Here is a 19455-nt window from a genome sequence, read left to right as displayed (position 1 = left end):
GCAGCCCGGTTCAGATGAGGATGAAGATCGCGGCCAGGCCGGCAAAGATCGCCCACTTTTCCAGGTAGTAACGGGTGCGGTTGCGTTTCTTCAACTCCTTGCCCCGCAGGCGAATCTTGTACAGGCGGGTAAACGCACGGTTCAGGCCGCCGGTCTTGTCACCGGCATCGTTGGGCGAACCGGCCGCAGCCATCACATTGCGGCTGAACCAACGGTTGAACGCGGCCGCCCAGCGGTACTTCATCGGCCGTTCGATATCGCAGAACAGAATGATCCGGTTCTGCTCGGTGGTGTTTTCGGCGTAGTGGATAAAGGTCTCGTCAAACATCACCGGTTCACCGTCGCGCCAGTAGTAGTTTTCACCGTCCACGTTGATGTAGCAGCCCGGAGAGTTGGGCGTGTCCAGGCCCAGGTGGTAACGGTAGGAACCGGCATACGGGTCACGATGGCGTACCAGCTTTGAGCCCGGTGGCAGCTCGGCAAACATCGCGGCCTTGATCGAGCCGATGCTTTGCACCAGCTCGGTGGTGCGCGGGCACAGCTTCATCGCCGAAGGATGGCTGTCGCCGTACCACTTCAAATAGAAACGCTTCCAGCCCGACTTGAAGAACGAATTGAAACCCACGTCATTGTACTGGTCGGAGCGCTTGATCTCGCCTGCGCGCAGCAGGTTCTGACCTTCCTCGCGGATCTCTTGCCAATGCTCCTGAAGCGGGCTCAGGTCGGGAAAGTCGCTGGGGGACAGGTACGGTCGGCTGGGCAGTTTGGAAAAGAGGTAGAGAAAGCAGTTCACCGGAGCCAGGAAGGTCGAGTGATCACTGAGCTGGCGCCCCAGCTTGTGGCGCACCCGGCCACGCAGGTGGACATACGCAATAGAGGCAACGTAGAGAGCAACAATGATGAGTTTCAAGGTATTCGTCACAAGTCAGAAGAGAACAGGCTGCTCCCGCGTGCCCACAACGGCCGAGGATTGAAGATGCAGCACCTGAAATCACAATTCACAAAACCGGCAACACGAACGGCTGGGTGACAATCCGGTCGTGGCCATTGGCAGCTATTTTAGCCACACTTTGTAACCAAAGGTTAATCAAGATTTGTGAAAAGGTGTCCAGTGAGTGTGCCAGGAAGAGCAGCAGCGGGCTTGCCGGGCGGCCTGCCCGCTACTGAAGGCGTCAGCTTTTCGGTTCGTCATCCTTGCGTGTACGCAGAGAAAGCCGATATTCATCCAACTCCGAGTAGGGTACGGCTTCGCGTCGTGCCAGCAGATGGCGGCCCAGCGCAATCAGTACACCCACGGTCAACCCTGCCAGCAGGCTCAGTATCATAACCAGGGCTTTCTTGGGCTTGATCGGGCTCAGTGGCTCTTGGGCACGACGGTCAATGGTTACCAGCTTGAGGCCACTCATGTCGATATTGAGGCCTCGCAAACGCGCGACTTCCGCTCGTAACGGTTCAACATCCTGCAAGAAAATGTCTTCATTCCCGCGATTTTTCAGCACCTCCACTTCACGGTTGACCTCCAGCATCTGCAACTCTTTGCCAATCTGTGCAATGCGGCTGTTGGTAAAGTCGTCGCTGGTACGCGCCTGCAACGCGGCACGTTCCGCCTCAAGCGCCTCTGTACCGAGGAAGTACAGCGGGATTTTCTGGTTGTTGACCTCGGTGCGCATTACTTGATTCGAGCCGCTACGCGAGGCATCTGCCATGGACGAAGGAGTGGTCGGGGTCTTGATGCCCATCGACTTGGCGATGGAAATGGCCTCCGCCAGCTCTGCCAGCCGGTCCGTGCGCTCCATTTTCATCTGTAAGCGCAGGGCACCCAGTTCGTCCTCCAGCTTGGCCCGTTTGAGCCTGTCGGCTTCAAGCAGCTTGGCAATCTTCGATTCCTTATCGGTTTCGTAATTGGAGCGCGCCGCGTCGATTTTGCCCTTGAGTTCGTTCAAGCGGTTATTGACGATCACTTTAAGGTCAGCACCGACCTGGGCACGTTCCGAATCAATTGCGTAGTCTACAAAGCCGTTGAGAATCGCTACCCCGTCGATGTCTGCCGGGTATTCCAGCTCAAGCTTGATATAGCTGCTCAGGGAGTCGGACTTCTTGGGATCGGGCAGGCTCAGGTTGATGGAGTTTCGATTGAATTCTTCGAAACTCTGCTCGAGGCTTTGCCCGGTTTTCTGGAACGCCTTGAACAGGTCCTCATGGGACTTGAAAAACCCCAGACGCGCTTCGTATGAGTCCAGTTGCGCCCCCACTTTGTTCAGGGCGTCGGCCGGCGGCAACTTATAGACTTCGGAGCGGTTCAGAGCATCCAGCTCATTGATGGCAGCCGGGCGCAGCACACTGCTGACCTGATACTCCCGCGGGGCCAGAAAAGCGTAGCCCGCCCCCAGCACCCCCGCCAGAATCGTACACCCCAGCACCAACTTCTTTTGCCGCCAGATACCATGACACAGTTCAAACAGATCAATTTCGTCCGATGCCGCATGAGCGTGGAGCCGAGGAGTTTTATTCAAAACTGATGCACCTTAAAAAGTCGACAGTCAGCGGTCACACATATTCATCAAATACTGAATGGCCGCTTGAAAATCAGGGACAACGCCCTGTACACAAGACACGAACGGTCTACCGATGGTCATCGGACCACCTCGATCATGGAAAAATCCCACATCACCGTAGATTGTTTTCGTTCAGATTACGCAGGAGCCCCTACCCTGGTGCTGAGCGTAGACGAACTTGCAAAGAACCGTTTCCGAATCAACGCACAAAATGGCGCTAAATACCCGTGAATACTGGGAAAATTCGTACGCAACAAAGAGAAACCAGACAATTCTCACAAAATCGATTCAGCTTATCCGTCAGGCATCTACGCACCAAGGTATTGACTGCTCGTTTTTTAACCAAAAAAGGAATTTATATGACACCTGCTTCAAATACGGATTTCCAGGCGCTCCAGGGCGCATGGGAACAAACGGCGCTGGAAGACAATGGTGTGCTCAATCCCACGGATGAACACAGCGCGCCAGGCGCGATCACGACAATCTCGGGCGATCAATTCCAGGTGGTGACGGTCGACGGCGAGGTTTTACTGGCAGGCAGCTTCACGCTCGATGCCAGCACGGCACCCAAAAGCATTACCTGGGTTGACTCGATGGGAGAGGATGCCGGCAAGCAGTTACCCGCGAGTTACCGGCTGGAAGGTGATCACTTCGTGTTTATTGCGGCAGATGAAGGCATGCCCCGCCCTACCCGCTTCAGTACCGGCCCAGGGCAAACCATGCGCACGTTCGTGCGCAAACCCTGACACGGATATACATCCGTTCCTGCGACATGGTTTTCACATGGCCTTCACGTGTTGACCTATAGGGTGAAGGCTACCTACTCCAGTGAACACCTTGGCCCGTCTACCCCACGGGCCTTTTTTTGCCTGCACGGCAGCCAATCAGCACGGGCGCTTGATGGCGGTGAGGGTGTAGCACGGGGCAGTTGAGCGGGCTGGTTTTGATACCTGGGCTGACAGCATATCCATTGCGTCTCCAATATGTTCCGGTCATTGCGACAAAAGAAGTCCGCCCTACACCGAAAGCCTCGCCATCCTTGAACCGGTAAAGAGCCTTCACTGTAGGGCGAACGGACGGAAAATAAGCCAGGCTTATTGGATGTTCAACTGTTAACAATAAAAAGCCCTGAAAAAGCCTCGATCAGCGCTATTTTTCGATGCAAATGGCCCCACTTTGTAAATGTTTTTGCTTGTATTGCCATACGAGTGCAACGCCACCTTCAGAAACTATACCTTCACGCCATGGGTCACTACTGCTACCGACCTCTTGCCTGAAGACCGTGCCATGGCCACTCGCTCTGACCTGCGCAACACCCTGTCCCTGGACAGCCTGAACTTCTTCCTGGCGGACGTGCGTGACGGACTGGGGCCGTACCTGGCGATTTATCTGCTGGCCGTGCACCACTGGGACCCCGCCAGCATCGGCGTAGTCATGACCCTGGCCGGCATCGCGGCCCTGCTGACCCAGACGCCGGCCGGCGCATTGATTGACCGAACCCGCAGCAAACGGGCAGTGATCGTGATCGCCGCGCTGCTGGTGACTGCCAGTTGCCTGCTCCTGCCCTTCGTCAGCTCCTTCAGCCTGGTGGCGCTGACCCAGGCGGCCAGTGCAGCGGCGGCCTCGGTGTTTGCGCCGGCCATCTCGGCGATTTCCCTCGGGATCACCGGGCCGCGCGCTTTTACCCGGCGCACCGGCCGCAATGAAACCTTCAACCACGCCGGCAACGCGGTGGCGGCCCTCCTCGCCGGTGGATTTGCCTACCTGTTCGGCCCGGTGGCGGTGTTCTATCTGATGGCAGTCATGGCTGCGGCGAGTGTCATCGCGGTCAGCTGCGTGTCAGCCCAGGCAATCGACCACGAAGTCGCACGGGGTTTCGACCCTGCGCATGGCACCGGCCATGAACAACCGTCGGGGTTGGCCGTGCTTCTGGCGAACAGGCCCTTGATGCTGTTTGCCATCTGCTGCGCGCTGTTTCACCTGGCCAATGCGGCCATGCTGCCGCTGGTCAGCCAGAAGCTGTCGCAGATCAACCTGCAGATGGCCACGCCGCTGACCTCGGCCTGCATCGTCGCGGCCCAGTTGGTGATGGTGCCGGTGGCCTGGCTGGTGGGCGTGAAGGCCGACGTGTGGGGGCGCAAGCCGTTGCTGCTCGCCGGTTTCATGATCCTGCCGCTGCGGGGCGTGTTGTATACGCTGTCCAGTGATCCTTATTGGCTGGTGGCAGTGCAGATGCTTGACGGGGTCGGCGCCGGGGTGTTCGGCGCGCTGTTTCCGGTGATCGTCAAAGACCTCACCCAGGGCACCGGACGCTTCAATGTCAGCCTGGGCGCGCTGTCCACGGCATTCGGCCTCGGGGCGGCCTTGAGCAGCAGCCTGGCAGGTTTTGTCGTGCAGTGGGCGGGTTACAACGCCGCGTTCCTGACCCTGGCCGGCGTGGCGGCCGTCGCATTGGGGCTGGTGTGGGTGGCAATGCCGGAGACTCGGGCGAATCCATCCGTGCAGCGCCATACAACTCCCGCCTGACATATGCGACAATGCGCGCCAAATTCCAACATGCACCCATTTTTCTGCTCAGCGACTGGGCCCCAAGCCTTGATGTCGCTGCCGACGTATGCCCGTTGGCCTGGGCCACAAAATGGGCCCGGCTCAAATTAGCGCACTCCAAGCTATTGATAGGTAAAGTAATTGATCTCCACAGCTAACATCACCATGCAGTTCGGCGCCAAGCCGCTATTTGAGAACGTTTCGGTCAAGTTCGGCGCAGGCAACCGTTATGGCCTGATCGGTGCCAACGGTTGCGGCAAGTCGACTTTCATGAAAATCCTCGGTGGCGACCTCGACCCGTCGGGCGGCCAGGTCATGCTGGAGCCGAACGTGCGCCTGGGTAAACTGCGCCAGGACCAGTTCGCCTACGAAGAATTCACCGTACTCGACACCGTGATCATGGGTCACGAAGAGCTGTGGAAGGTCAAGGCCGAGCGCGACCGCATCTACTCGCTGCCGGAAATGACCGAAGACGACGGCATGGCCGTGGCCGAGCTGGAAACCGACTTCGCCGAGATGGACGGCTACACCGCCGAATCCCGCGCCGGTGAGTTGTTGCTGGGCCTGGGTATCGGCATCGAGCAGCACAACGGCCCGATGAGTGAAGTGTCACCAGGCTGGAAGCTGCGTGTATTGCTGGCCCAGGCGCTGTTTTCCGATCCGGAAGTGTTGCTGCTCGACGAGCCGACCAACCACCTGGACATCAACACCATCCGCTGGCTGGAAAACATCCTGACCCAGCGTAACAGCCTGATGATCATCATCTCTCACGACCGTCACTTCCTGAACAGCGTCTGCACCCACATGGCCGACCTGGACTACGGCGAGCTGCGCCTGTTCCCGGGCAACTACGACGAATACATGACCGTGGCGACCCAGTCCCGCGAGCAGTTGCTGTCGGACAACGCCAAGAAGAAAGCGCAGATCTCCGAGCTGCAATCCTTCGTCAGCCGCTTCTCGGCCAACGCCTCGAAAGCCAAGCAGGCCACTTCCCGTGCCAAGGCGATCGACAAGATCCAGCTGGCCGAAGTCAAGCCATCGAGCCGCGTCAGCCCGTTCATCCGCTTCGACCAGACCAAGAAGCTGCACCGCCAGGCGGTCATCGTCGATCGCATGGCCAAGGGCTTTGACGGCAAGACGCTGTTCAAGGACTTCAGCTTCCAGGTTGAAGCCGGCGAGCGCGTGGCGATCATTGGCCCGAACGGTATCGGCAAGACCACCCTGCTGCGTACCCTGGTCAACGAACTGACCCCGGATGCCGGTACGGTCAAGTGGACCGACGCGGCTGAACTGGGCTATTACGCCCAGGACCATGCTTCGGACTTCGAAGACGAGTCCAACCTGTTCGACTGGATGGGCCGCTGGACCAAGGAAGGCGAGCAAGTGGTTCGCGGTACCCTGGGCCGCATGCTGTTCTCCAACGACGAGATCCTGAAGTCGGTGAAGGTGATTTCCGGTGGCGAGCAAGGTCGCATGCTGTTCGGCAAGCTGATCCTGCAAAAGCCGAACGTGCTGATCATGGACGAGCCGACCAACCACTTGGACATGGAGTCCATCGAGGCGCTGAACCTGGCGTTGGAGAACTACCCGGGTACGCTGATCTTTGTCAGCCATGACCGGGAGTTTGTGTCGTCCCTGGCCACCCGCATCATCGAGCTGAGCCCGAGTGGGGTGATCGACTTCAGCGGGACTTATGACGATTACCTGCGTAGTCAGGGTGTGGTTTTCTAAGAGCCGCCGGTAGTTTGAAATGCGAAAGCCCCGTCCAGTGTGATGGGGCTTTTTTTTGGGGTATGGCTCTGCTTTTCTGTGGGAGCCGTCGAGCTTTAGCGAGGCCGCGATAGCGGTGTGCCAGGCAACATCTTTATTGACCATGCCGCCGCCTTCGCAGCCTCGCTAAAGCTCGACAGCTCCCACACTTTACCCCGTCCGCTTTAGTCGTCCCGGGCCAGGGAGGCCCCATGGATCCAAAGCCGGATAGGCACGGGCCGCAATATCATCAAATATAGTTAGCCTGCTTCCTTTTACCCCAAGCCCTTGCCATGATGCCCTCACCGCCCGCCCGCGAACGAGTCCCCATGCCTGCCACACAGCCTGCCACCCCCAGCTCCTTGTCGATCACCCTGCAGATCGTTTCCATCGTTTTCTACACGTTTATCGCGTTTATCTGTATCGGCCTGCCGATTGCCGTCATCCCCGGCTATGTCCACGGTGAGCTGGGTTTCAGCGCGGTGGTCGCCGGGATAACCATCGGCTCGCAATACCTGGCCACGCTGCTCAGCCGCCCCATGGCGGGGCGCATGTCGGACAACGTGGGCACCAAGCGCGCTATCGTGCTGGGCCTGAGCGGGATTCTGCTGAGCGGGGTGCTGACGTTCATCGCCACGCTGGTGCAAAGCCTGCCGTTGCTGAGCCTCGGCATATTGATTGTCGGCCGGCTGTTACTCGGCGTCGCGCAGGGCCTGATCGGCGTCGGCACCATCAGTTGGTGCATGGGCGCGGTCGGTGCCGAACATACGGCACGATCGATCTCGTGGAACGGCATCGCCTCCTACGGCGCGATTGCCATTGGTGCACCGCTTGGGGTGGTGATGGTTGCCGACTACGGCTACACCAGCCTCGGAATCGCCCTCACGGCACTTTCCGCCCTGGGCCTGCTGCTGATTCGCAACAAACCTTCGGTGCCCGTGGTGCGCGGCGAGCGGCTGCCCTTCTGGGCGGTATTCGGGCGTATCGCGCCGTTCGGCGCCAGCCTGTGTCTGGCATCGATTGGCTACGGCACCCTCACCACGTTTATCACCCTCTACTACTTGAGCCGTGGCTGGACGGGCGCAGCCTGGTGCCTGACGGTATTTGGCGTGTGTTTCATCCTGTCACGGCTGGTGTTTATCTCCGCCATCAACCGCTTCGGCGGCTTCACCGCGGCGATTGCCTGCATGACCATCGAAACCCTGGGCCTGACGCTGCTGTGGCTGGCACCGTCCACCGGCGTGGCCTTGATCGGCGCCGGGCTGACCGGCTTTGGTTTGTCGCTGGTGTACCCGGCGCTGGGCGTGGAGGCGATCAAGCAGGTGCCCAACAGCAGCCGGGGCGCCGGGTTGAGTGCATATGCGGTGTTTTTTGACCTGGCGCTGGCCATTGCCGGGCCGGTGATGGGTGCGGTGGCGCTGAACCTGGGCTACTCGTGGATCTTCTTCTGCGCCGCCCTGCTTTCCATCAGCGGCCTGGGCCTGACGTTACTGCTCAAGCGCCGCGCTTACTGATCAGCCGTCTGCAAGCCCGCCCGGGTGGATTGCCCGAGGGTGTGATTAAAGAACCGCCCGGCCTCGGAAATCAGGTCGCGGTGGATGCTTTCACGGTCAACCCCGTCGGCATCGGTGCACATGGCGGGCATCGCGGCCAGTTGGCTCTCGTCGCAAGGCGCCATGAACACAAAGTGCCCTGCCCCGGCCAGCAGCTTGAAGTCCGGCGGCTCCGGCAGTTTGCGCGCCAGGGCCTCGGCGTTCTTGTCCACGGCCACCAGCTTGTCGCCGTCGCCGCTGTAGAGCAGCACCGGTACATGCACGTCCGCCAGGGTGTGGCGGCCAAACATCAGGCTCAACGGCGCCATCAACATCAAGGCATGGATGCGCGGGTCGGCCTGCGGTTGCAGGTCGTCGCGGTCGACGATCAACTCGCCCTTGGTGGTGCAGGCGTCGCGATCTTCCGGGCGTTGCTGGCAGTAGCGGCGCAGGCGGTCGAGGTCCGGCTTGGCGCCGGCGAGGATCAGCGCGGTTTCGCCACCGGCCGAATAACCGATGACGCCTACCTGGTCGACGTTGACGAATGGCGACAGCATCGGGTCGCCGAGGGTGGCGGTGATCGCTTCGGAAATCTGGATCGGGCGCCCGTACAGGTTGCTCAAGGTGCCCAGCCGGCTGTGATCCTTGTAGTTGTCGCCAGGGTGCAGCACCGCCACCACCACAAACCCCTTGCGCGCCAGGGAGGTGGCGAGGTCGTGCAGGGCCAGGGGCGTGCCGGTATTGCCGTGGGACAGCATCAGCATTGGAAAGCGGCCGATGGCGATTTTCGAGTCTTCAGTGGCGGCGATGTGATAAGCGCCCACCTGGGTGGTGTGTTCCAGGCCGGTGGACGGGTAGAACGCGACGGCTTTCATCGGCTGCAGATCCAGCGGGTCGAGAAAAGTCATGCGGTGGAAGCCCACACTCCAATGGGGGTGCGGCGCGGGCGCGGCTTGCACTGAAATCAGGCCGCCGAGCAGGGAGAGAACCAAGACTGCACAAAGACGCATCATGGGGATGTCCACCTTTGTTGCGTAAGCCCGCGTAGCTGTTGAAGTATCCATGGTTCAGGCGCTCGGACTGGCAGGGTTTACCCATGCGTGCATAACCTGGGCCAAAGTAGTGACAGCGGGTAAACGAAAAAACTCCGTACTCCGATCGCTTTTCAGGCGAGCAGAATACAGAGTTTAGGCGCCTCGAATCAGATTGATATCGAGGAACAGCAAAATTTACACAAGTCTTACGCTGCAGCGAACAATTGTTCGCTGATCACTGCGTTGGCGTCGCTGATCGCCTTGCTGCGCACTTCATCGCCATAGCCCAGGCCGTGGGCGCGGACGATTTCGATGTCGGTGATGCCGAGGAAGCCCAGCAGTACTTTCAGGTAGTCTTCGTGAGCCACACCGGTCGGCTGGCCAACGTGCAGGCCGCCGGAGGTCGACACGATGATGACTTTCTTGCCACCGGCCAGGCCTTCAGGACCGTTTTCGGTGTAGCGGAATGTCTGGCCGGCGACGGCGATACGGTCGATCCAAGCCTTGAGTTGGGTCGGGATGGTGAAGTTGTACATCGGCGCAGCCAGGACGATGGCGTCGGCCGCGAGGAATTCGGCGAGGGTGTTGGCGCTCAGCTCGGCTTCATGTTTCTGTACGGCATCACGCAGCTCGGCAGCGGTGCCCAGTGCACCCAGGGTCACGCCGGAAAAGTGGTTGATGCCTTCGCTGGCCAGGTCACGGTAGGTCACTTCAACGCCTGGCTCGGCCGCCTGCCAGGTCTTGACGACACCTGCGCTCAACTGACGGGAAACCGAGTTGTCGCCGAGGATGCTGGAATCGATATGCAACAGTTTCATGGTTAATCTCCAAGTAGGCATCGCCAAGGGCGACGGAATGGAAATAAGCCTACAGATGAAACCAATCAGCGATTAGTCAGGCAATATGCGATTATTCGTCCCACTGACAGGACAGTAGGCCCACCATGCAAGATCTGAATGACCTCTACTACTTCGCCAAGGTGGTGGAAGCCGGCGGTTTCGCCGCTGCCGGACGGCTGCTGGGGATTCCCAAGTCGCGGCTGTCGCGGCGCATTGCCGAGCTGGAAGAACGCCTCGGCGCCCGCTTGCTGCAACGTACCACCCGCCAACTGACCCTCACTGCCGTGGGTGAACGCTACCTGCGCCACTGCCAGGCAATGCTGCTGGAGGCGGAAATGGCCGACGAGGCAGTGGCCAGCATGTCCAGCGAACCCCGCGGTCGGCTGCGGGTCAGCAGCCCCGTGGGCCTGGCTCACCAATTCCTGCAGACCGTGGTGGCGGAGTTTCTCACCGCCAACCCGCTGGTGCAGTTGGAGATGAACCTGGTCAACCGCCGCGTCGACCTGGTGGCCGAAGGCATTGATGTGGCCTTGCGCGTGCGCGAGCTTGGGGATGAAGACCCGCTGCTGGTAACCAAGCGCCTGCGCCAGGCCCAGACCGCGATTGTCGCCAGCCCCGACTTTGTGCGTGAGCGGCAGATCGACACCCTGGAAGACCTCAAGCAACTGCCGGTGCTGGGCGCCCTGGAAGCAGACCGCATGGTGCACTTCCGCATGCTCAGCCCGGAGGGCAGCAGCCACGACCTGGTGATGGAAGCGCGGCTGGGGATCGATGATTTCCTGGTACGCAAGGCCTGCGCCCTCGCCGGCCTGGGGTTTACCGTGCTGCCGATGATGTATTGCGAGGAGGAATTGGCCAACGGCCAATTGGTGCAGCTCTTGCCGCAATGGTCATTGCCGGGTGGCTGGTTGCAGGCGGTGTACCCACATCGGCGCGGCGTGTTGCCGGCCGTGCGGGCCTGGATCGACCACCTGGATAACGCCTTCAAAGGTTGCGGAGACCGTTTGCTATGAGAATGACCGAAGAACAAGTCGCCACGTTTTGCCTGGGCTTGCCCGGCGCGCGGGAAGATTACAAATGGGGCGGCGTGCGGGTGTTTTCGATTGCCGGCAACAAGATGTTTGCCTTGCAGAACCTGCGGGGCGACTCGCTGGCGTTCAAGGTCGACAAGGAGCTGTTCCTGGGCCATGTGGATCGCCCCGGCATCCACCCGGCGCCGTACCTGGCGCGGGCGCAGTGGATCATCATGGAAACGCCCTACCCGCTGGGCGCCGAGGAACTGCGTGGCCTGTTGCAGCGCTCCCACCGGTTGGTGGTGAGCAAGCTGCCCAAGCGCACGCAGGTCGGCTTGTTGCTAGAAGATCGAGAGTAGCGTGCCACCCAGGAACAGCTGATCAATCCAGAACACCTGGTGCAGCAACACGATCAGCCAGAACACCACCTGATAAGACACCTTGCGCGTCTTGTGGCGGAACACCTGCTGGGCAATCAACGCCCCCGGCCAACCGCCTGCCAGCTCCACCGCGTGCAGGACGTTTTCCGGGGTGCGCCAGCTGTCTTCGCGAGCCTTGCGCTTGTCGCTCCAGTACAACAGGAACGCCACCACGCTGACCACGCCATAGGCCACCAGCGGGATCAGCGAAACCCCGCGGTACCCCAGCAGCGCCGCACCAAACAGCGGCGCGGCGCACAACAGTGCAAACACCAACGCCTTGAAGCGCGGATGCTGGATGATCATGGCTTGACGGCCGACCAGTCGATCCAGCCGAACTGCCAGGTGGCCAGGATCACCAGGCCGAAGGCGATCCGGTACCAGGCGAACGCCGCGTAGCTGTGGCTGGCGATGAACTTGAGCAGCGCCTTGACCGCGATCATCGCGAAGATGAACGAGGTGACAAAGCCGATGGCAAACACCGGCAGGTCATCCGGCTGGAACAGGTGACGGTACTTGTAGCCCGAATACACCGCTGCGCCGACCATGGTCGGCATCGCCAGGAAGAACGAGAACTCGGTGGCGGTCTTGCGTGACAGGCCGAACAACAGGCCGCCAATGATGGTAGCGCCCGAGCGCGAGGTGCCCGGGATCATGGCCAGGCACTGGGCGAAGCCGACTTTGATCGCGTCCTTCCAGGTGATGTCGTCGACGGTTTCGGCGTGCACTTCATGCTGGCGGCGCTCGGCCCACAACATGATGACGCCGCCCACCACCAACGCCGCCGCAACGGTGATCGGGTTGAACAGGTAGTGTTTGATCAGGTCGGCGAAAATCACCCCCAGTACCACCGCCGGCAATACGGCAATGATCAGGTTGACGGTGAAACGCTGGGCATTGCGCTGGGTCGGCAAGCCAATGACCACGTCGAGGATCTTGCGTCGAAACTCCCACACCACCGCCAGGATCGCGCCCAGCTGAATGATGATATTGAACGCTTCAAAGCGTTCGCCACCGAAGTTGATCAAGTCGGCCACGATAATCTGGTGCCCGGTACTGGAGATCGGCAAAAACTCCGTCAGCCCCTCTACAACGCCGAGTATCAGTGCCTGTACGGCGGTCCAAAGATCCATCGATTCCCCCAAAGGTCATGCCCACGGCATGCCTCGTTGATATTTTTTAGACGTTCACTAACGAAGAGTGCGCTGCAAGCACAGCGCAAATAATCAAGGCCGAACTGCGAAAATTCCGTGAAAAATCAGGCAGGACTCAGGTTTTTTGATTCTGGGCCGAAAGCCTATCAGACAAGCCGGAAATGTCGATGCAGCACCCAAAATTATAAGAACACGGAGTGACAGGACCATGAACAGTTTGCGCAATATGTCTATCAGCCGGCGCCTCTGGCTGATCCTGATCGTCGCCGTGCTGATGCTGCTAACCCTCGGCCTGCTTATGCTCAAGCAGATTCATGGCGACCTGTACCAGGCCAAGAGTGAGCAGACCCAGCGCGTGGTGCAAACCGCCAGCGGGATCCTGACTTATTATCACAGCCTCGAAACCAGCGGCGTCCTGAGCCGTGAAGCGGCGCAGAAGCAAGCCTTGAGCGCGGTACGTGGCCTGCGTTACGGAAAGGACGACTACTTCTGGATCAACGACCTCACCCCCGTGATGATCATGCACGCGGCCAACCCCAAGCTCGACGGCCAGAACCTGTCGGCCATCCGTGATCCGGACGGCTTTGCGGTGTTCAACGAGTTCGTGATCCTGGCCAAGGCCAAGGGCGCGGGGATGGTGAATTACCGCTGGCCCAAGCCCGGCGCCGATGCGCCGGTGGCCAAGACCTCCTATATACAGCTGTTTGAACCCTGGGGCTGGATCATCGGTTCCGGCGTGTATGTCGATGACGTGCAAGGCGAGTTCCGCGGCCAGGTGTGGAAAGCCTCGGTGGTTGGCCTGGTGATCGCGCTGATCATGGCCCTGCTGGTGGTGCTGATCGCCCGCAGCATCGTGCGCCCGTTGCAGCAGGCAGTGAATGCGATGGCCAATATCGCCAGTGGCGAAAGCGACCTGACCCGCACCCTCGACACCCATGGCCAGGATGAAGTCACTCAATTGTCGCGGCACTTCAACAGCTTTACCGCCAAGCTGCGGCAGGTAGTAGGCCAGTTGCAGACCTGCGCCAACGCCTTGGGCCAGTCGTCCACCGAGCTGGGCAGCAACGCCAGCGATGCCCATGACCGCAGCCAACAGCAATCGCAGCAGATGGAACTGGTGGCGACGGCGATCAATGAAGTCACCTATGGCGTACAGGACGTGGCCAAAAATGCCGAGCATGCCGCCAGCGAAATGCGCGATGCCCAGGTGCAGGCCGAACAGGGCCAGCTCAATATCGATGGCAGCCTGCAACGGATCGACCAGCTCTCCGGCACCATCAGCCAGGCCGTGGAGGTGATCCGGACGCTGTCGACTGAAAGCACGCAGATTGGCGGCGTGCTGGAAGTGATCCGCTCGATTGCCGACCAGACCAACTTGCTGGCCCTCAACGCCGCCATCGAAGCGGCCCGCGCCGGGGAGCAAGGCCGTGGTTTTGCGGTGGTGGCCGACGAAGTACGGCTGCTGGCCCAGCGCACGCAAAAATCCACGGCAGAGATCCAGGCGATGATCGAGCGCCTGCAAGGCCATTCGGAGGCAGCGGTCAAGGTCATCAGTGACAGCCACCAGGCCTCGCAACTGACCATTGAACAAGCAGGCCAGGCGGGCGCGAGCCTGACTGCCATCGGCCAGGCGCTGCGTAATCTCAACGGGCTGAACGCCTCGATTGCCAGTGCCACGTTGCAGCAGGCGCATGTGGTGGAAGACATCAACCAGAACGTCACCCAGGCAGCCGGCTTGTCCCACAGCACCGCGCTGGCGGCGCAGCAGTCCAGCGTCGCGAGCGCGCACTTGAAAGGCCTGAGCGAACAACTCGACAGCCTTCTGCGCCAGTTCAAGGTCTGACGCCGATGATCGTTCCCACGCTCTGCGTGGGAACGCATCCTGTGACGCTCTGCGTCACCGTTGCGCAGAGCCGGGACGCGGAGCGTCCGGAACTGCATTCCCACGCAGAGCGTGGGAACGATCTATCGTCGCACCGCCGCTCCCACATTGGTTACAATCAGCGCCCTCTTCGACTCCCCCAAGGAACCGCCATGTCCGGGCTTGAACTGTTTGCCGCCGCCCTGGGGGTGATCGCTGTCTGGTTGACGGTTAAACAGAACCCGTGGTGCTGGCCCATCGGCCTGGTGATGGTGCTGCTGTACACCTGGATCTTCTTCGATGTGAAGCTCTACTCCGACATGCTCCTGCAAGTGATCTACGCCGCCCTGCAACTCTACGGCTGGTGGCAGTGGACCCGCGCCGGTGAGGTCAAGCAAGGCCGGCAAGTCACCAGCCTGGGCCTGCAACCGATCCTGCAAGGCCTGGCTGTGGGTGCTGTGGGCAGCCTGTTGCTGGGCGCAGCCATGGCCCACTGGACCGACGCCGCCCAACCCTGGCTGGACGCGGCCCTGACCGGCTTCAGCCTGGTGGCGCAGATGTGGATGGCGCAAAAACGCGTGCAGTGCTGGCCGTTGTGGATCACCGTGGATGTGATCTTCGTCGGGCTGTTCCTCTACAAAGGCCTGTACCTCACCGCCGCGCTCTACGCCTTGTTCACCGTGATCGCCGTGCAGGGCTGGCGTGAATGGCGCGCCGACCCGGCGTTGCACGCATGAAGGTGGTGGTACTGGCCGGCCCGGAATCCAGCGGTAAAAGCTGGCTGGCCGCCCAGTTGCAGGCACATTTTGGCGGGGTAATGGTGGGCGAATACGTGCGTTATTTCATCGACCACCACCAGCGCGATACCACCCTGGCGGATATCCCGGAGATCGCCCGGGGCCAGTTGGCCTGGGAAGATGCCGCCCGCGCCGCGCAGCCGGCGTTGCTGATCCTCGACACCAACCTGCTGACCAACAAGCTGTGGAGCCAGACCCTGTTTGGCGACTACCCGGCGTGGCTCGACAGCGAACTGCTCGCCCGCCACTACGACCTGCACCTGCTGCTGTCGCCGGAAGACGTGGAGTGGACCGCCGATGGCCAGCGCTGCCAGCCGGAGTTTGCCGATCGCCTGGCGTTTTTTCAGGCCAGTCGTGACTGGCTGGAGCAACATCATCTACCGCTACGGGTCATCCGTGGGGATTGGCAAGCACGCCAGGACCAGGCCTTTTCAGCTGTGGAACAACTGCTGGATTGACCGGCGGGGACGGTTTTCATGCACCGCTCGTTACGCATGGCCCACTTTCAACGCTCTGGCACGCAGGGCTGAAGACCGGTTATCGGGTCAACGCAGTCCTCTACCCGGGGCACAGGTCAATCCTTAAAAGGAGATTGGCCTATGAACATGCGCATCGTTGCCCGCTTGATCAACTTGCCCGAAGACCGTGGCGTTCGTGTTGAAACCGCCGCCCATCACATCCTGCTGGTGCGTTCGGGTAGCGAGGTTCGTGCCTATCAGGCGGATTGCCCCCACGCCGGGGCGCCCCTGGAGCAAGGCGTGGTCTGTGACGGGAGGATCATTTGCCCGTGGCACAAGGCGGCCTTCCGGGTGGATGACGGCCAGGTCTGCGAGCCGCCCGCGCTGTTGCAGCTCAAGCAGTACCCGGTGGAGATTCACGACGGCGTGGTCAGTGTGGGCGACGAGGCACTGCCCTCGCCCGCTGCCCCGCACACCAACGATTCGCGCTGCTTTATCGTGATTGGCGCCGGTGCAGCCGGTTCGGCGGCCGTGGCCACGCTGCGCCGCAAGGGTTTCAGCGGCCGGTTGTTGTGGATCGACCAGGAACAGGACCCCGCCTACGACCGCACCGCCCTGAGCAAATTCGTCATCTGCGGCGAGATGCCGCCGCAGGAAACACCGCCCTTGCTGGACGAGGCCACCTGCCACGCGTCGCGGATCCACGGCGAAGTGCGCCATCTCGACCCTCAAGCCAAGCGCCTCGAGCTTGCGGACGGTCGCCATTTCGACTACGACGCCGCACTGCTGGCCACCGGCGGCGAAGCCAGGCCGCTGGATGTTCCGGGCACCGTACTCAACAACGTGTTCGTGTTGCGCTCCCGGGACGATGCGGCGCGTATCGTCAAGGCGGCTCAACCGGGCACATGTGCAGTGATCATCGGCGACAGTTTTATCGGCCTGGAAGCCGCGTCCGCCTTACGCAAGCGCGGGTTGACGGTGCAGGTGGTGGGCCGTCACGAGATTCCGCTGGCGGCCCAACTGGGCAAGCGCATCGGTGCCTCACTGCGCCAATTGCATGAAGCCAACGGCGTGATATTCCACACCGCCAGCGAGCCTGCACGCCTGGAAGGCCACATGGACGTGACGACGGTGGTGCTGAAAAACGGCCACAGATTGGCCGCAGACCTCGTACTGATAGGCGTCGGCGTCACGCCTGCCACGGGGTTTGTCGAGGGGCTGGAAAAAGCCGAGGACCAGTCGCTCAAAACCGATGCCGGTTTGTCCGTCGCGCCCGGACTATGGGCGGCGGGCGATATGGTGACCTTTCCATGGAACGGCCAACCCGTGCGCATCGAACACTGGCGTGTGGCGCAGCAACTCGGGGTGCTGGCGGCGCGCAATATGCTGGGCGCACAACAGGTGTTTGCCGATGTGCCATTCTTCTGGACGTATCACTTCGGCAAGACCTTTGAACTGCTGGGCCACCCCCGCCACTGGAATCAGCTCCACGTGGAAGGCGACCTGCAGCGCCACGACTTCATCGCCCTGCTCTGCCAGGGCGACGAAGTGGAAGCGGTAGTTGCCTGTGAACATCAGCGGGCCATGGCGCTGCTCTCGCAACGCCTGAAGCACCCGCTGAAGAAGGCCGAGGTGCTGGAGCTGATCCGCGGGCTTTAGTAGCCCAGCGACAACCCGGTATTGCGCCGAGGGTCGTTGGCCCCATAGAAACGGTTATTGCCAACCGGCTTGCCGTCCAGGGACGGCGCGCCTACCAGGATCGCCGCCAGGTGGTTGGCGTCCTGCGGGCCGGCAAACTTGTGGCCCCAGCCTTCGAGGATTTTCTGGGTGTCGGGGCTCAGGGCAAAGCGTTCGATATTGGTCGCCTCAGGCAGCCATTGCTGGTGGAAACGCGGGGCGTCCACGGCTTCCTGGATGTTCATCTTGTAGTCGATCACGTTGAGGATGGTCAGCAAGGTGGCCGTGATGATACGGCTGCCACCCGGCGTACCCACCACCATCACCGCCTTGCCATCCTTGGTGACGATGGTCGGGCTCATGGACGACAGCGGCGTCTTGCCCGGAGCAATGGCGTTGGCTTCGCCCTGCACCAGGCCGTACATGTTCGGCACGCCGATCTTGGAGGTGAAGTCGTCCATTTCGTCGTTAAGGATCACCCCGGTCTTGCTCGCCATCACGCCCGCGCCGAACCAGTCGTTGAGGGTGTAGGTCACCGAGACCGCGTTGCCCCACTTGTCGACGATGGAGTAGTGGGTGGTGTTATTGCCTTCGTGGGGCGAAACGCCCGGCTTGATGTCCTGGGAGATCCCGGCTTTCTGCGGGTCGATGGCGGCGCGCAGTTTGGCGGCGTAATCCTTGTCCAGCAGGTGCTCGACCGGGTTCTGCACGAAGTCCGGGTCGCCGAGGTAGCTGTTGCGGTCGACGTACGCGTGGCGCATGGCTTCGATCTGGTAGTGCAGGCCCTGGGCCGAGTGATAGCCGAGGTCGGCCATCGGGTAGCCTTCGAGGATGTTCATGATTTCGCAGATGACCACCCCGCCCGAGCTCGGTGGTGGTGCGGACACCACGTGGTAGCCACGGTAGTCACACTCGATGGGCGCCAGTTCGCGGGTCTTGTATTTGTCCAGGTCGGCTTGGGTGATGATGCCTTTGCCCGATTGGCTGGAATCCACAATCGCCTTGGCTACCCAGCCTTTGTAGAAGCCATCGGTGCCCTTGGCGGAGATTTCCCGCAGGGTTTTCGCCAGGTCTTTCTGCACCAGCTTCTGGCCCACCAGCATCGGCTCGCCTCCGTGCAGGAAGATGCCGCGCAGGTCTTTGTCTTTCTTGAATTCGTCAGTAGCGGTGTGCAGCAGGTCGACATCGCCCTGCTCCAGGGCAAAACCGTCTTCGGCCAGCTTGATCGCCGGGGCGATGACCTGGGCGCGCTTGAGGGTGCCGTATTTGCTCAGCGCCAGTTCCATGCCCGACACAGTGCCGGGAACGCCGACCGCCAGGTGGCCCTTGGAGCTGAGGTCCGGGACCACGTTGCCGTCCTTGTCCAGGTACATGTCGGCGGTCGCGGCCAGCGGGGCTTTTTCGCGGAAGTCGAGGAAGGTCTTGCGGCCGTCGGCCAGTTGCACGGTCATGAACCCACCGCCGCCCAGGTTGCCGGCCGCCGGGTACACCACGGCCAGGGCGTAGCCCACCGCCACCGCCGCATCCACGGCGTTGCCGCCGGCCTTGAGCACATCCACGCCCACATGGGTCGCCAGATGCTGGGCGGTGACCACCATGCCATTTTCGCCAGCCACCGGGGCCTGGGAGGCCGCCTGCACGCCGCTGACAGTCAGCACCAGCGCGGTGGCAATCAAAGTTCGGGTAAACGGTTGGTATTTCATCCCTGGCTACTCTGTTTATTAGAAGAACTCGAAAGTAATACGTTTCCGATCCAAGCCCCAGCGTTATGCCGCGTTTGTGACAGAGCCTGTCGGTAACGGAATAATGCCCATGCTATA

The 19455-nt window shown here is 61.0% G+C and carries 17 protein-coding genes; 10 read left to right on the top strand and 7 right to left on the bottom strand.

The genetic code is table 11. From position 1 onward, the window contains the following. Window positions 1–10 precede the first annotated feature (10 nt). Both lpxO and HX814_RS11130 read right to left on the bottom strand, forming a co-directional pair. A complete protein-coding gene (gene lpxO, locus HX814_RS11135) occupies window positions 11–910 on the bottom strand; it encodes a lipid A hydroxylase LpxO (protein ID WP_008436177.1) in 900 nt (299 codons plus the stop codon). Window positions 911–1172: 262 nt separating this feature from the next. Further along, window positions 1173–2513, bottom strand: a complete 1341-nt coding sequence (locus HX814_RS11130; RefSeq protein ID WP_087692674.1) for an LPS O-antigen chain length determinant protein WzzB — start codon at window positions 2511–2513, stop codon at window positions 1173–1175. Window positions 2514–2914: 401 nt separating this feature from the next. On the opposite strand from HX814_RS11130, the gene HX814_RS11125 reads away from it, so the two are divergent. The 4 genes from HX814_RS11125 (at window position 2915) to HX814_RS11110 (ending at window position 8365) form a co-directional block, all read left to right on the top strand. After that, window positions 2915–3301: a TIGR03067 domain-containing protein gene (locus tag HX814_RS11125; RefSeq protein ID WP_177009474.1), complete on the top strand. Its 387-nt coding sequence runs from the start codon at window positions 2915–2917 to the stop codon at window positions 3299–3301. Window positions 3302–3842: 541 nt separating this feature from the next. After that, window positions 3843–5081 carry an MFS transporter gene (locus HX814_RS11120; protein ID WP_087692676.1) on the top strand — a complete coding sequence of 413 codons (1239 nt, stop codon included), beginning with the start codon at window positions 3843–3845 and terminating at the stop codon, window positions 5079–5081. A gap of 162 nt (window positions 5082–5243) precedes the next feature. Next, complete coding sequence (locus tag HX814_RS11115; RefSeq protein WP_008436174.1) at window positions 5244–6833, top strand: ABC-F family ATPase; 1590 nt, start codon at window positions 5244–5246, stop codon at window positions 6831–6833. A gap of 347 nt (window positions 6834–7180) precedes the next feature. Further along, on the top strand, window positions 7181–8365 hold the full coding sequence (locus HX814_RS11110) for an MFS transporter (RefSeq protein WP_102369155.1): 1185 nt from the start codon (window positions 7181–7183) through the stop codon (window positions 8363–8365). Here the strand turns inward: HX814_RS11110 and HX814_RS11105 are convergent. Together HX814_RS11105 and HX814_RS11100 are read right to left on the bottom strand one after the other, a co-directional pair. After that, window positions 8359–9396 (bottom strand): dienelactone hydrolase, encoded by a 1038-nt coding sequence (locus HX814_RS11105; protein ID WP_008436172.1) that lies wholly within the window; start codon window positions 9394–9396, stop codon window positions 8359–8361. The genes HX814_RS11110 and HX814_RS11105 overlap by 7 nt on opposite strands. 227 nt (window positions 9397–9623) lie before the next feature. Beyond that, complete coding sequence (locus HX814_RS11100) at window positions 9624–10235, bottom strand: FMN-dependent NADH-azoreductase (RefSeq protein WP_177015418.1); 612 nt, start codon at window positions 10233–10235, stop codon at window positions 9624–9626. 125 nt (window positions 10236–10360) lie between these two features. Between HX814_RS11100 and HX814_RS11095 the strand changes: the two genes are divergently transcribed. After that, window positions 10361–11269, top strand: a complete 909-nt coding sequence (locus HX814_RS11095; protein WP_003215364.1) for a LysR substrate-binding domain-containing protein — start codon at window positions 10361–10363, stop codon at window positions 11267–11269. After that, on the top strand, window positions 11266–11628 hold the full coding sequence (locus HX814_RS11090) for an MmcQ/YjbR family DNA-binding protein (RefSeq protein WP_177009412.1): 363 nt from the start codon (window positions 11266–11268) through the stop codon (window positions 11626–11628). Before HX814_RS11095 ends, HX814_RS11090 begins: the two co-directional genes overlap by 4 nt. On the opposite strand, the gene HX814_RS11085 is transcribed toward HX814_RS11090, so the two are convergent. Both HX814_RS11085 and HX814_RS11080 read right to left on the bottom strand, forming a co-directional pair. Then, window positions 11611–11994: a DUF1294 domain-containing protein gene (locus HX814_RS11085; RefSeq protein WP_003215359.1), complete on the bottom strand. Its 384-nt coding sequence runs from the start codon at window positions 11992–11994 to the stop codon at window positions 11611–11613. The genes HX814_RS11090 and HX814_RS11085 overlap by 18 nt on opposite strands. Then, window positions 11991–12821 (bottom strand): undecaprenyl-diphosphate phosphatase, encoded by an 831-nt coding sequence (locus tag HX814_RS11080; protein WP_003215357.1) that lies wholly within the window; start codon window positions 12819–12821, stop codon window positions 11991–11993. Before HX814_RS11080 ends, HX814_RS11085 begins: the two co-directional genes overlap by 4 nt. Before the next feature lie 229 nt (window positions 12822–13050). Here HX814_RS11080 and HX814_RS11075 point away from each other — a divergent pair, with 229 nt between their 5' ends. From HX814_RS11075 to HX814_RS11060, 4 genes are all read left to right on the top strand, one after another. Beyond that, window positions 13051–14685, top strand: coding sequence for a methyl-accepting chemotaxis protein (locus HX814_RS11075; RefSeq protein WP_177009413.1), 1635 nt, complete (start codon window positions 13051–13053; stop codon window positions 14683–14685). Between the two features lie 191 nt (window positions 14686–14876). Next, window positions 14877–15440 carry a nicotinamide riboside transporter PnuC gene (pnuC, locus tag HX814_RS11070; protein WP_003215352.1) on the top strand — a complete coding sequence of 188 codons (564 nt, stop codon included), beginning with the start codon at window positions 14877–14879 and terminating at the stop codon, window positions 15438–15440. Continuing rightward, window positions 15437–15958 carry an AAA family ATPase gene (locus HX814_RS11065; RefSeq protein ID WP_177009475.1) on the top strand — a complete coding sequence of 174 codons (522 nt, stop codon included), beginning with the start codon at window positions 15437–15439 and terminating at the stop codon, window positions 15956–15958. Before pnuC ends, HX814_RS11065 begins: the two co-directional genes overlap by 4 nt. A gap of 141 nt (window positions 15959–16099) precedes the next feature. After that, window positions 16100–17617, top strand: a complete 1518-nt coding sequence (locus tag HX814_RS11060) for an FAD-dependent oxidoreductase (protein WP_177009414.1) — start codon at window positions 16100–16102, stop codon at window positions 17615–17617. Here HX814_RS11060 and ggt read toward each other — a convergent pair. Next, the gene (ggt, locus tag HX814_RS11055; RefSeq protein ID WP_003215346.1) at window positions 17614–19338 is read right to left on the bottom strand and encodes a gamma-glutamyltransferase; all 1725 of its coding nucleotides are present in this window, start codon (window positions 19336–19338) and stop codon (window positions 17614–17616) included. The genes HX814_RS11060 and ggt overlap by 4 nt on opposite strands. Window positions 19339–19455 lie beyond the last annotated feature (117 nt).

The sequence above is a fragment of the Pseudomonas sp. C8002 genome, assembly GCF_013385765.1.
Lineage (GTDB): Bacteria > Pseudomonadota > Gammaproteobacteria > Pseudomonadales > Pseudomonadaceae > Aquipseudomonas.
This window is presented reverse-complemented; position numbering and strand designations above follow the sequence as displayed.

Bases quoted from the DNA above. Each gene is read 5' to 3' on its own strand.
- HX814_RS11125 (WP_177009474.1), top strand. From the start codon at position 2,915: ATGACACCTGCTTCAAATACGGATTTCCAGGCGCTCCAGGGCGCATGG.
- HX814_RS11120 (WP_087692676.1), top strand. From the start codon at position 3,843: ATGGCCACTCGCTCTGACCTGCGCAACACCCTGTCCCTGGACAGCCTG.
- HX814_RS11110 (WP_102369155.1), top strand. From the start codon at position 7,181: ATGCCTGCCACACAGCCTGCCACCCCCAGCTCCTTGTCGATCACCCTG.
- HX814_RS11105 (WP_008436172.1), bottom strand. From the start codon at position 9,396: ATGATGCGTCTTTGTGCAGTCTTGGTTCTCTCCCTGCTCGGCGGCCTG.
- HX814_RS11100 (WP_177015418.1), bottom strand. From the start codon at position 10,235: ATGAAACTGTTGCATATCGATTCCAGCATCCTCGGCGACAACTCGGTT.
- HX814_RS11095 (WP_003215364.1), top strand. From the start codon at position 10,361: ATGCAAGATCTGAATGACCTCTACTACTTCGCCAAGGTGGTGGAAGCC.
- HX814_RS11090 (WP_177009412.1), top strand. From the start codon at position 11,266: ATGAGAATGACCGAAGAACAAGTCGCCACGTTTTGCCTGGGCTTGCCC.
- HX814_RS11085 (WP_003215359.1), bottom strand. From the start codon at position 11,994: ATGATCATCCAGCATCCGCGCTTCAAGGCGTTGGTGTTTGCACTGTTG.
- HX814_RS11080 (WP_003215357.1), bottom strand. From the start codon at position 12,821: ATGGATCTTTGGACCGCCGTACAGGCACTGATACTCGGCGTTGTAGAG.
- HX814_RS11075 (WP_177009413.1), top strand. From the start codon at position 13,051: ATGAACAGTTTGCGCAATATGTCTATCAGCCGGCGCCTCTGGCTGATC.
- pnuC (WP_003215352.1), top strand. From the start codon at position 14,877: ATGTCCGGGCTTGAACTGTTTGCCGCCGCCCTGGGGGTGATCGCTGTC.
- HX814_RS11065 (WP_177009475.1), top strand. From the start codon at position 15,437: ATGAAGGTGGTGGTACTGGCCGGCCCGGAATCCAGCGGTAAAAGCTGG.
- HX814_RS11060 (WP_177009414.1), top strand. From the start codon at position 16,100: ATGAACATGCGCATCGTTGCCCGCTTGATCAACTTGCCCGAAGACCGT.
- ggt (WP_003215346.1), bottom strand. From the start codon at position 19,338: ATGAAATACCAACCGTTTACCCGAACTTTGATTGCCACCGCGCTGGTG.